11 protein-coding genes are annotated in these 12098 nt (G+C 42.3%); all 11 read left to right on the top strand.

Features of this window, described 5'->3' with window-relative positions; translation table 11 throughout:
• Positions 1–70: 70 nt before the first annotated feature.
• The 11 genes from ACDG22_RS05190 to ACDG22_RS05140 all read left to right on the top strand — a co-directional run bounded on the left by ACDG22_RS05190 (position 71) and on the right by ACDG22_RS05140 (position 12083).
• Entirely contained in the window at positions 71–421 is a 351-nt protein-coding gene (locus ACDG22_RS05190) for an NADH-quinone oxidoreductase subunit A (RefSeq protein ID WP_007566212.1), read from the top strand.
• Positions 412–1014, top strand: coding sequence for an NADH-quinone oxidoreductase subunit B (locus ACDG22_RS05185; RefSeq protein ID WP_007566210.1), 603 nt, complete (start codon positions 412–414; stop codon positions 1012–1014). The genes ACDG22_RS05190 and ACDG22_RS05185 overlap by 10 nt, the downstream gene beginning before the upstream one ends.
• A 24-nt stretch (positions 1015–1038) precedes the next feature.
• Positions 1039–2661 carry an NADH-quinone oxidoreductase subunit D-related protein gene (locus tag ACDG22_RS05180; protein ID WP_007566208.1) on the top strand — a complete coding sequence of 541 codons (1623 nt, stop codon included), beginning with the start codon at positions 1039–1041 and terminating at the stop codon, positions 2659–2661.
• Between the two features lie 34 nt (positions 2662–2695).
• Positions 2696–3787 (top strand): NADH-quinone oxidoreductase subunit NuoH, encoded by a 1092-nt coding sequence (gene nuoH / locus ACDG22_RS05175; protein WP_007566205.1) that lies wholly within the window; start codon positions 2696–2698, stop codon positions 3785–3787.
• 25 nt (positions 3788–3812) lie between these two features.
• Entirely contained in the window at positions 3813–4280 is a 468-nt protein-coding gene (locus ACDG22_RS05170) for a 4Fe-4S binding protein (protein WP_007566203.1), read from the top strand.
• Between the two features lie 12 nt (positions 4281–4292).
• Positions 4293–4808 carry an NADH-quinone oxidoreductase subunit J family protein gene (locus tag ACDG22_RS05165; RefSeq protein ID WP_007566200.1) on the top strand — a complete coding sequence of 172 codons (516 nt, stop codon included), beginning with the start codon at positions 4293–4295 and terminating at the stop codon, positions 4806–4808.
• Between the two features lie 17 nt (positions 4809–4825).
• Positions 4826–5143 carry an NADH-quinone oxidoreductase subunit NuoK gene (nuoK, locus tag ACDG22_RS05160; RefSeq protein ID WP_007566198.1) on the top strand — a complete coding sequence of 106 codons (318 nt, stop codon included), beginning with the start codon at positions 4826–4828 and terminating at the stop codon, positions 5141–5143.
• A 17-nt stretch (positions 5144–5160) separates the two neighbouring features.
• A complete protein-coding gene (gene nuoL / locus ACDG22_RS05155) occupies positions 5161–7053 on the top strand; it encodes an NADH-quinone oxidoreductase subunit L (protein ID WP_270230346.1) in 1893 nt (630 codons plus the stop codon).
• Positions 7050–8534, top strand: coding sequence for a complex I subunit 4 family protein (locus ACDG22_RS05150; protein WP_007566194.1), 1485 nt, complete (start codon positions 7050–7052; stop codon positions 8532–8534). The genes nuoL and ACDG22_RS05150 overlap by 4 nt, the downstream gene beginning before the upstream one ends.
• A 6-nt stretch (positions 8535–8540) precedes the next feature.
• On the top strand, positions 8541–9965 hold the full coding sequence (locus tag ACDG22_RS05145) for an NADH-quinone oxidoreductase subunit N (protein WP_204482516.1): 1425 nt from the start codon (positions 8541–8543) through the stop codon (positions 9963–9965).
• A gap of 513 nt (positions 9966–10478) precedes the next feature.
• Positions 10479–12083, top strand: coding sequence for a hypothetical protein (locus ACDG22_RS05140; protein WP_040311763.1), 1605 nt, complete (start codon positions 10479–10481; stop codon positions 12081–12083).
• Positions 12084–12098: the final 15 nt, after the last annotated feature.

Genomic DNA, 12098 nt, shown 5'->3' with positions numbered 1-12098 from the left:
ATATGGTAAAGGGCGTTTTACCATATAGAGAGTGTATATATATACGATTTACAAATATAAAATTCTATTTATGTTTTTCACATTTTTAATTGTTGTCATTCTGACGGCCATAGCCTTAGTAGTAGTCGCAATGACAATCGCAAAGCTTATCGCACCGCGGTCGTTCAATCCACAGAAGGGAGAGCCTTATGAATGTGGAATCCCGACACGAGGGCAATCATGGGTACAGTTTAAGGTAGGATATTACCTGTTTGCCATTCTGTTCCTGATGTTCGATATCGAAACAGTATTTTTGTTTCCGTGGGCAGTAGTAGTCAACGAAGTCGGTACTTATGCCTTGGTGTGTGTGGCATTTTTCTTATTAGTATTAATATTAGGCCTGGCATATGCATGGCGGAAAGGAGCATTGGAATGGAAGTAAAAAAACCAGCAATCCGTTCAATGAAATACGATGAGTTCAAAAACAATGATTACCTGCAACGCATGGTAGATGAACTGAACCGTGACGGTGCCGGAGTAGTCATAGGAACAGTAGACCAACTCATCGAATGGGGAAGAAGCAATTCACTCTGGTCACTGACATTCGGAACAAGTTGTTGTGCCATCGAATTTATGGCATTGGGAGCTGCACGTTACGATATGGCACGCTTCGGATTTGAGGTAACACGTAACTCTCCGCGACAAGCAGACATGATTATGGTTTTAGGAACTATTACCTACAAGATGGCTCCGGTACTGAAACGTCTGTACGACCAGATGGCAGAACCCAAATATGTCGTAGCAGTCGGCGGATGTACCATTTCCGGAGGACCGTTCATTAAATCATATCATGTAGTCAACGGTATAGACAAAATTATTCCGGTCGATGTATATATTCCGGGATGTCCTCCTCGTCCGGAAGCTTTCTATTATGGTATGATGCAGCTGCAGCGCAAAATAAAAGTAGAAAAATTCCTTGGAGGTGTGAACAGACAGGAAAAGAATCCTGATTCACAGAAAGAGAATGGAAAATAATTAACGACAGGAAAACAGCAATTTATGAATATAACTGAAAAAATATCCCGATTAGTTCCGGGAATCACTATTACCGAGCAGGGTGATCAGGTGATAAGTATTCCGGCTGAATCGTTTCATCAAATAGCCGAAACCCTGCGTAATGATCAGGATGAACCGATGGATTTCCTGCGTGATATCGTAGGAATGGACTGGCAGGAAGGTGGTCTGGGAGCACTTTATTATCTGGAATCAAGTAAGACTTATAATCGTATCGTTCTTAAGACTTCAACGACCGATCGTGAAAATCCTTATCTGCCGTCAGTATGTGACCTGTGGAAAACTGCAGAAATCAAAGAACGTGAAGTATTCGACTTCTTCGGTATCCGCTTTCTGAATAACCCGGACATGCGACGTTTATTCCTGCGTGAGGACTGGAAAGGTTATCCATTACGTAAGGACTACGACATGAACTCCAATCCCCTGAATATGGAGAATGAAGAGAATGCAGATATCACCGATGAATATTACCTGAATCCAGACGGAACAATAGCTGATAAGAAAAATATCGTTTTCGGACAACAGGATTTTGTGGTTAACATTGGTCCTCAGCACCCGTCTACTCACGGTGTACTTCGTCTGCGTACTTCACTGAACGGTGAAACAATCAGTAAGGTAGACCCTATCTGTGGTTATATACACCGTGGAATAGAAAAAATGAACGAAAGCCTGACATATCCGCAGACACTGGCTTTGACCGACCGCCTGGATTACCTGAGCGCACATCAGAACCGTCACGCATTGTGTATGTGTATTGAAAAAGCCGCAGGCATCGAGATTTCAGAGCGCGCACAGTATATCCGTACCATCATGGACGAACTTCAGCGTATCGACTCTCACTTGTTGTTCTACTCTTGTCTGGTTATGGATATGGGAGGATTAACTCCTTTCTTTTACGGTTTCCGCGAACGTGAAATGATTCTTGACATCTTCGAAGAAACAACCGGAGGACGTTTAATACAAAACTATAACATGATCGGTGGTGTGCAAGCCGACCTGCATCCGGACTTCCAGCGCAAGGTTAAGGAATTTATCAAACATCTGCGTAGTGTCATCAAAGACTATCACGATATATTTACCGGCAATGTGATTGCAACGACCCGTCTGAAAGGAATCGGAGTATTGAGTCTCGAAGATGCTATTTCTTTAGGAGTAACAGGAGGTTCAGGCCGTGCGTCCGGTTGGGCAAACGACGTGCGTAAACATCATCCGTATGCCATGTACGATAAAGTTGACTTCAAAGAAATCACTTATACGGAAGGGGATTCATTTGCACGCTACATGGTACGTATGGACGAGATCATGGAATCTTGCCACATCATCGAACAGCTGATAGACAATATTCCGGAAGGAGAATATCGCGTCAAGACAAAAGCAATCATCAAACTGCCGGAAGGTAATTACTCAGCAGCAGTAGAAAGCAGCCGTGGAGAGTTTGGCGTAATGCTGGAAAGCCATGGAGACAAGAGCCCTTACCGTCTGCATTACCGTTCTACCGGATTGCCGCTGGTACATGCGCTCGACACTGTTTGCAAAGGCAATAAAATTGCCGACCTGATTGCTATCGGAGGAACATTAGACTATGTAATTCCGGATATAGACAGATAATATCTTTATTTATCATTCTTAATTTAAAAAGTATATGTTTTTAGATTATTATAATCTTCAACCGCTTTTCATGGCAATACATTCTGCACTATGCAGCGTAATGCCTGAGGGGCTGGCAATCTTTCTGGAAGGGCTGGTAGTAGGCGTAGTGATTCTGGTTCTTTACGCTGTACTTGCTATCATATTGATTTATATGGAGCGTAAGGTTTGTGCAGCTTTCCAATGCCGTATCGGTCCGAACCGCGTAGGAGGTAAAGGAGGTTTGCTACAAGTTCCAGCCGATGTTATCAAAATATTGACAAAGGAAATTATCAGCCTGAAGAATTCAGACCATTTCCTTTACAATTTGGCTCCGTTTCTCGTTATTCTGGCATCTATTCTGACATTTTCATGTTTGCCATGGAATAAAGGTGGAGAGATTCTTCATATGAACATCGGTATATTCTTTGTTCTGGCCGCATCATCTATCGGAGTTTTGGGTATTCTGCTTGCCGGATGGAGCAGTAACAGTAAATATACCATCATCGGAGCCGTGCGAAGCGGAGCTATGATTATCAGCTACGAACTGTCTATCGGCCTGACCGTATTGACTATGGTTATGCTGAGTGGTACAATGGATATCCAGCAGATAGTAAGCGGACAGGCAGACGGCTGGAATATCTTCAAAGGACATATTCCGGCAATCGCTGCATTCGTTATTTATCTGATTGCCGGTAATGCAGAAGCCAACCGTGGTCCGTTCGACTTGGCCGAAGCAGAACAGGAACTTACTGCCGGTTATCATACCGAATATTCCGGAATGCATTTCGGCTTCTTCTATCTGGCAGAATACCTGAACCTGTTCATTACCGCCGGTATTGCTACAACCCTATTCCTGGGTGGCTGGATGCCATTGCATATAGCTGGTCTGGACGGTTTCAATGCCGTAATGGATTACATTCCCGGAGTAATATGGTTTGTTGGAAAAACTTTCTTTATCGTATTTCTGTTAATGTGGATTCGCTGGACATTCCCACGTCTGCGAATAGACCAGGTTCTTACACTGGAATGGAAATACCTGATGCCGCTTTCACTGGTAGTATTGCTGCTGATGGCATTGTGTAAAGTTTTTGGATTAACATTTTAAGGTAGATAGCTATCAATAAGATATTATGGAAAGTTTTAGTGAATATATAAAAGGTTTTGCTTCAGGAGTAAAAAGCTTGCTGATAGGTATGCGTACCTCTATGAAGGTATTCTGTCAGCCTAAAGTGACCGAGCAGTATCCGGAAAACCGTCATACGACGTTGCACATTCCCGAACGTCATCGTGCTCAGCTTGTTATGCCACACGACGATGAGAATCATCATCACTGCATTGCCTGTGGACTCTGCCAGATGGCCTGCCCAAATGGCACGATTAAAGTCATTTCAGAAATGCGTGAAGATGAGGAAGGAAAAAAGAAAAAGGTTTTAGTGAAATATGAATACAACCTGGGATCGTGCATGTTTTGCGAGTTATGTGTAAACGCATGTCCGCATGGAGCCATCAAGTTCAGCAACGATTTCGAAAATGCTGTATTCGAAAAAGAAAAGCTCCTGCTCACACTAAACCATGAAGGTTCAACACTTGCTAAATAAAAAGGAGAGAATATGGAAATAACACTTCAAGAAATCGTATTCTATGTCGTTGCAGCAGCAATTGCAGTATTTTCCGTACTGGCTGTAACAACAGGAAAAATTTTACGCGCCGCTACCTACCTGCTTTTCGTCCTTTTTGGTACAGGAGCTATTTACGGTGTATTGGGATATACCTTCTTAGGGGCTGTACAGTTAATGGTATATGCCGGAGGTATTGTTGTATTATATGTATTCTCTATCTTGCTGACTCAGTCGGACAAGAATATGAAATATCCGATAAACCGTGGCAAGCTTATCAGTGTATTGCTGACAACGCTTATCGGCGCCGCACTGGTATTATTTTTAATCTTTACAAACGGTTTCGCCCTTAACATCATTCCACAGGGTGTAGAATTACCCGCCCGTGAAATTGGTCTGGCGTTAATCGGAACAGAAAAATATCAGTTTGTTCTACCGTTTGAAGTAGTCAGCATCTTATTGCTGGCATGTATGATTGGTGCCATTCTGATAGCAAGAAAACAAAAATAAAAATAAAAATTACGACTATGGAATTAGATGTACATGTAATACACTATCTGGTCATCAGTACCATTATGATGTTCTGCGGAATCTACGGATTCTTTACCCGCAAGAACCTGCTTGCCTTGCTCATCTCGGTAGAGCTTATGCTGAACGCAACAAACATCAATTTTGCAGTATTCAATCGTTATCTTTTCCCGGATCATCTGGAAGGTCATTTTTTCAGCTTGTTCGGAATTGCTATCGCTGCGGCAGAAACAGCTGTTGCTATTGCTATTATTATTAATGTATATCGCAATATCAAACAGGTTTTGACTGACGATATTACTGACATGAAAGGATAACTAAAAATATTTTGATTATGGAATATACAATTCTGATACTCGCATTGCCCATACTCAGTTTTCTTATTCTGGCTCTGACGGGTATGTACATGAAGCATCGCATAGCGGGCTTGATAGGCACACTGTCACTGGCAGGTGTTACTGTATTAAGCTATCTCACCGCTATCAATTACTTTACAGCTCCGCGCACTGCCGAAGGAGTATTCCCGACACTGACTCCATGGAATATCCAGTGGCTTCCTTTTACGGAATCTCTCCACATTGATATGGGTATTTTACTGGACCCCATTTCCGTTATGATGCTGGTTGTCATCTCGACAGTCAGTCTGATGGTACATATCTACTCATTCGGATACATGAAAGGTGAAAAAGGATTCCAGCGCTACTATGCTTTCCTGTCACTCTTTACTTTCTCTATGCTGGGACTTGTACTTGCTACCAACATATTCCAGATGTATGTATTCTGGGAGCTGGTTGGTGTATCTTCTTATTTGCTCATTGGCTTTTATTATACGAAACCGGAAGCCATTGCAGCCAGCAAGAAGGCATTCATTGTGACAAGATTTGCCGATTTAGGTTTCCTCATCGGTATTTTGATTTATGGCTACTACATGCAGACATTCACTTTCACACCCGGTGAAGAACAGCTGATGAAGGCTGGCATGGTACTTCCTTGGGCACTCGGACTGATGTTTGTAGGTGGAGCAGGTAAAAGTGCCATGTTCCCACTGCACATCTGGTTACCCGATGCAATGGAAGGCCCGACTCCAGTCAGTGCATTGATTCATGCAGCCACCATGGTCGTTGCCGGAGTTTATCTGGTAGCCCGCATGTTCCCGCTGTTTATCGGTTTTGCTCCACATACACTGCATATGGTTGCCTACGTGGGAGCATTCACTGCATTCTATGCTGCCTCTGTAGCTTGTGCACAAAGTGACATCAAGCGAGTCCTTGCTTTTTCTACCATTTCACAAATCGGTTTCATGATGGTTGCTCTGGGTGTATGTACAGCCAATAACCCTCATGAAGGAGGCTTGGGATACATGGCAGGAATGTTCCACCTGTTTACTCATGCCATGTTTAAAGCCTTGTTGTTCTTGGGAGCCGGATGTATTATCCACGCCGTGCACAGCAATGAAATGTCGACAATGGGAGGACTTCGCAAGTATATGCCTATCACTCACATTACATTCCTCATCGCATGTCTGGCCATTGCAGGTATACCTCCATTCTCTGGTTTCTTCTCGAAAGACGAAATTCTGACAGCCTGCTTCCAGTTCAGTCCGGTTATGGGATGGATAATGACAATTATTGCCGGAATGACAGCATTCTACATGTTCCGCTTGTATTATGGTATCTTCTGGGGAACTGAAAATAAGGAACTTCATGCAGCACATACTCCGCACGAAAGTCCTTTGACAATGACTTTCCCGTTAATGTTTCTAGCAGCCATAACTATTGTATGTGGCTGGATATTGCCTTTCGGACACTTTGTATCGGCCAATGGCGAAGCATACGATATTCACCTTAATGCACAAGTAGCCGCAACAAGTATTATCGTTGCTGTAATAGCTATTCTTCTCGCTACCTGGATGTATGCACGCGAAAAACAACCCGTTGCCGACATGCTGGCAGCACGTTTCAGTACATTGCACCGTGCAGCTTACAAGCGCTTCTATATGGACGAAATCTGGTTGTTTGTCACAAAGAAGATTATCTTCCGCTGTATATCTATCCCGCTTGCCTGGTTCGACCGTCACGTTATCGACCAGTTCATGAACTTCATGGCCTGGAGTGCCAATGCAGCAGGCGAAAGCGTACAACCTCTGCAAAGTGGTAAAGTTCAAAGCTACACCATGTGGTTCTTGGGAGGAGTTATAGTATTAACTATCATGTTATTAGTATTATGAATATATTAAGTCTTTTTGTTTTAATTCCTTTACTCATGTTGCTGGGATTGTGGATTGCCCGCAATGTGAATCAGGTAAGAGGAGTAATGGTAGCCGGCTCTACATTGTTGTTAATTCTTGCTGCCTACCTGACAGTATCTTATATAGGACTGCGAAACGGAGGAGCTACAGACGAAATGCTGTATACAGACAGCATTGTCTGGTATGCCCCATTACATATAGCTTACTCGGTAGGAGTAGACGGAATCTCTGTTGTCATGCTTCTTCTGAGTTCCATCATTGTATTTACAGGAACGTTTGCATCGTGGAAGCTCAAACCGCTGACTAAAGAATATTTCCTTTGGTTTACGCTGTTAAGTACCGGAGTTTTCGGTTTCTTTATCTCTACCGACCTGTTTACCATGTTTATGTTCTACGAAGTTGCCTTGATTCCGATGTATCTGCTTATCGGCGTATGGGGCAGCGGTAAAAAAGAATATGCAGCCATGAAGCTGACCCTGATGCTGATGGGAGGATCTGCTTTCCTGCTTATCGGTATTTTAGGAATCTTCTATGGTGCCGGAGGTGAAACCATGAATATTCTGGAAATAGTCAAACTTCAGATACCAACCGAAATGCAACGTATCTTCTTCCCGATGATATTTCTCGGATTTGGTGTGCTGGGTGCATTATTCCCATTCCATACATGGAGTCCCGACGGTCACGCCTCAGCGCCGACAGCCGTATCTATGCTTCATGCAGGTGTTCTGATGAAACTGGGAGGTTACGGATGTTTCCGTGTAGCCATGTATCTGATGCCTACCGGAGCTGCCATTTGGGGTGATTTCTTCCTGGTATTGACTACCATTTCAGTTGTATACGGTGCTTTCAGTGCTGTGGTACAGACCGATTTGAAATACATCAATGCCTATTCTTCTGTAAGTCACTGCGGCCTGGTACTGTTTGCTTTATTGATGATGACTAAAGTAAGTGCTACCGGTGCCATTCTCCAGATGCTGAGCCATGGTTTGATGACAGCATTATTCTTCGCCCTGATTGGTATGATTTACGGACGTACACATACCCGTGATATCCGTCAGTTAAGCGGACTGATGAAAATTATGCCTTTCCTTTCTGTTGGTTATGTAATCGCCGGACTTGCCAACCTCGGTCTTCCGGGCTTAAGCGGTTTCGTTGCCGAAATGACTGTATTCGTCGGATCATTCCAGCATGCAGATTCATTCCATCGCATATGTACAATCATTGCAACGATGAGTATCGTTATTACAGCCGTATATATCTTACGCGTTGTCGGTAAAATACTATACGGAACTTGTACTAATCCGGAACACCTGAAGCTGACCGATGCAACCTGGGATGAGCGTTTTGCCGTAATCTGCCTTATTGTGGCTGTTGCCGGATTAGGTCTGGCTCCTTATTGGGTAAGCCATGTTATCAGTGGCAGTGTAGAACCTATTATTTCACAACTTTGTCAATTATAACGCATTATGGATATAATAACAACTTTACATACCATGCAGGCAGAAATCGGTTTGGCAATTATTCTGATAATTGTGTTACTTGCCGATTTATTCCAGAAGGTTCCTTCTCCGAAAAACATGCAACGGCTTTCATGCGCATTGCTTGTTATTCTGCTACTCAACAACCTATTCAATTCTGCCAGTGGAGAAGCTTTCGGAAGCATGTATATCAATACTCCCATGACATCTGTAGTAAAAACAGTCCTCACATTAGGAACAATACTGGTATTCATGCAGGCAGACACATGGCTGGAACGCGAAGACACACGTCATAAAGCTGGAGAGTTTTATTTATTGACTCTTTCTACCTTACTGGGTATGTTTTACATGGTCAGTGCAGGTAGCTTCCTGCTCTTCTATGTAGGACTGGAACTTGCCAGCATCCCGATGGCTTGCCTTATTGCATTCGACAAATATCGTCACCACAGTGCAGAAGCTGGAGCCAAATTCATTCTGAATGCCATGTTCTCGTCAGGTTTGATGCTTTACGGTTTATCATTAGTATACGGAACTTGTGGAACAATGTATTTCAATGATATCAGTACCATGATAACCGGAAGCCCGCTTCAAATCCTTGCCATGGTATTGTTCTTTGCCGGATTAGGCTTCAAACTGAGTCTGGTACCTTTCCACATGTGGACACCCGATACCTATCAGGGAGCTCCGACAACAGTCAGTGCCTATCTTTCTGTTATCTCAAAAGGAGCTGCAGCTTTTGCTTTGATGAGTATTCTGCTGAAAGTATTCGGCCCGATGGTTGCCGACTGGAGTCTGTTACTCTCTGTTGTAATCGTACTGACTATTACAATAGCCAATATTTTTGCAATCTTGCAGAAAGACCTGAAACGCTTCATGGCATACAGTAGTATCTCACAAGCCGGATATATTATGCTTGCTGTATTAGGAGCCTCAGCTCAAGGCATGGCATCTTTAGTATATTATGTAGTAGTTTATATTGTAGCCAACCTGGCAGTATTCGGTGTAATAGGAACAGTAGAACAACATAATGGAGGAACAGTCGACCGCGATGCCTATAATGGTTTTTATAAAACCAATCCTAAATTGAGTTTTGTTATGACCATTGCCTTATTTTCACTGGCAGGTATCCCGCCGTTTGCTGGATTTTTCTCAAAATTCTTCGTCTTTGCATCTGCTTTCCATGCAGGCCACTGGCTGGTAGTATTCCTGGCGTTGGTAAATACAATCATTTCGCTATACTATTACCTGCTCGTTGTAAAGGCCATGTATATTGTTCCTAATGAAACCCCACTTGCCACATTCAAAAGCAGTGCGACCACTCGTGCCTGTCTTTTTATCTGCCTCATGGGAATTATTTTATTAGGAGTATGCAGTTCTGTATATCAAATCTTTACAGAAGTTGCTGCTCTATAAACAATAAAGAGAGCTATTTAACCAAACAAAGAACAGATACTTAAGAACATAAGTTTCTATCTTTTAGTATTGCTGTCCGATAAGACTTTACCAGACAGAGGATTGGATCTCGCTTGAATAAGTCAGTTTCACGACCTCTGCCACTTTAAAAGTCTATCGGACAGCAATATTTTTATATTCTTGTCCACAACAAAACTTTCCTTATAGCCAGCTGCAAAATTTATTTTAACGCAAGAATGAACAATAGTAAGCATTTTTACGTTTCTATCATTAAATTTAATAAAGCAAGAGGGGTCGCCCTTTTCACATAAGCATCATCAGTAATAATCTGCAAACAGGTATATTGCTGAACTTTTTACACCGGAAAGCAATTATTTTGTTATTTATTAATTTTATAATTATTTCATGAAAAAGCAACTGACAAACAAAACATTTTCTTGCGCACTTGTACTACTTTCCAGTTGTATGCTATCATGCGTAGATAGTGATTACGATTTAAGTAAAGATCTCGACATGACAATAACAGTGGGAGGTGATAACTTAACTATTCCAGCCAGCAATACAAAAGACATTACATTAGACAAGATTTTCGACTTAGATGAAGAGAGCACAGTAAAAACTGATGCAGCAGGCAACTATGCCCTTATACAGTCAGGTGAAGGCTCCAACACTCAGGTTACTATCGAAGACATTACAATTAACTCCAACGAAATAGCACTTCAGTCTGCCCGGACAGAATTAAACTATGAAGTATCTTTAGATGGAACATTGACAGCCACAGTAAGCGATAAAACGTCTTTCAGCATTGACAAGAAAAATATAACAACCGATGTTACCGCACTGTACAGTTCGGATGTCATCATGCCTGCCTCACTGCGCATGAATATAGAAGGAAACAATTCGCTGACACTTAAGAAAGGATTCCAACTAGATTTTCCTGAGTACATGACAATCAGTACAACAGACCAGCGAGTTGATATAGAAGGAAGTAATTTGATTTTTAAACAAGATATAAACGTATCCAGTACATCACCTCTTTATATTCCAATCAATATTACACATATTGATTTTGAAGCAATGGGAGATGGTAAAGGTCTTGTAGCTCCCGGACATCTGGTCATCGCAGATGATATAAAGATAAGCGGAACCAGTACAACAGAAGGAGGCAGCGCCATCCAGATGATTATGGATACGGAATTTAGAATCGATGAAATCCAGCTGACTCAAGTTACTGCCAAGGTTAATCCGGAAATCAATGTATCTATCGACCCTATTGCGATAAACAACTTGCCGGACTTCCTTCAAGACGAACAGGTAAGAATAGATATGACCGATCCTAAAATATATCTGACAGTCAGCAACACCTCTCCTATCGAAGTTAATTTCAGCGGTACACTGAAATCATACAAAGATGGAAAGGTTATTGCATCTGTTCCTGTCGGACAGTCACCCAACCTGATTACCATTCCCGGCAATCATGCAAATGATTATATAATCTGCCTGCACAGACTCGACAGTCAAGTAGAAGGAGCTGATGCCAGCGTTACTGTTGAGAACCTGAACGCTTTAATCGAAACCATTCCAGACGAAATCCGTATGGAAAGCATAGAAGCAAAAGCGTCCGACCGTGAATGTTCGATTATTTTAGGAACAACATACAATGTCAAGGCTGATTACGAGATTAATGCGCCATTGCAGTTCAATGAAGGAACCAACATCGTTTACAGCGACGTTATAGACGATTGGAATAAAGATGTGAAAGATCTGTTTGTAAAAGAACTGGTAGTTACAATGGACGCAAAGAATACTATCCCATTGACTATGAACATGGACGTAAAGGCAATAGACAAAAATGGAGCTGTACTGAATAACATTTCAACAGAAGTTTCCAGCCAGATAGCAGCAGGAACCATGGAAAATGCAAAAGTTACAGCACTCCAAATAACATTGAAATCGACAGATGCCAATGCATTCAAGGAACTGGACGGTCTGAAATACGAAGTCTCGGCTACTCCATCAGCTGAAACAAGCGGCAAAGTATTAAACAAGAATCAGTCCTTGCGTCTTGAAAACATGACTATAAAAATAAAAGGCGGTGTTACTGTCGATATGAATTAATCAATCCCTTACCAA

The sequence above is a fragment of the Phocaeicola coprocola genome (assembly GCF_041333015.1).
In the GTDB taxonomy this organism is placed as follows: domain Bacteria; phylum Bacteroidota; class Bacteroidia; order Bacteroidales; family Bacteroidaceae; genus Phocaeicola; species Phocaeicola coprocola.
This window is presented reverse-complemented; position numbering and strand designations above follow the sequence as displayed.

Excerpts from the sequence above, each read along its gene's own strand:
- nuoH (WP_007566205.1), top strand. The coding sequence starts at position 2,696 with ATGTTTTTAGATTATTATAATCTTCAACCGCTTTTCATGGCAATACAT.
- nuoL (WP_270230346.1), top strand. The coding sequence starts at position 5,161 with ATGGAATATACAATTCTGATACTCGCATTGCCCATACTCAGTTTTCTT.
- ACDG22_RS05140 (WP_040311763.1), top strand. The coding sequence starts at position 10,479 with ATGACAATAACAGTGGGAGGTGATAACTTAACTATTCCAGCCAGCAAT.
- ACDG22_RS05180 (WP_007566208.1), top strand. The coding sequence starts at position 1,039 with ATGAATATAACTGAAAAAATATCCCGATTAGTTCCGGGAATCACTATT.
- ACDG22_RS05190 (WP_007566212.1), top strand. The coding sequence starts at position 71 with ATGTTTTTCACATTTTTAATTGTTGTCATTCTGACGGCCATAGCCTTA.
- ACDG22_RS05170 (WP_007566203.1), top strand. The coding sequence starts at position 3,813 with ATGGAAAGTTTTAGTGAATATATAAAAGGTTTTGCTTCAGGAGTAAAA.
- ACDG22_RS05185 (WP_007566210.1), top strand. The coding sequence starts at position 412 with ATGGAAGTAAAAAAACCAGCAATCCGTTCAATGAAATACGATGAGTTC.
- nuoK (WP_007566198.1), top strand. The coding sequence starts at position 4,826 with ATGGAATTAGATGTACATGTAATACACTATCTGGTCATCAGTACCATT.
- ACDG22_RS05150 (WP_007566194.1), top strand. The coding sequence starts at position 7,050 with ATGAATATATTAAGTCTTTTTGTTTTAATTCCTTTACTCATGTTGCTG.
- ACDG22_RS05145 (WP_204482516.1), top strand. The coding sequence starts at position 8,541 with ATGGATATAATAACAACTTTACATACCATGCAGGCAGAAATCGGTTTG.
- ACDG22_RS05165 (WP_007566200.1), top strand. The coding sequence starts at position 4,293 with ATGGAAATAACACTTCAAGAAATCGTATTCTATGTCGTTGCAGCAGCA.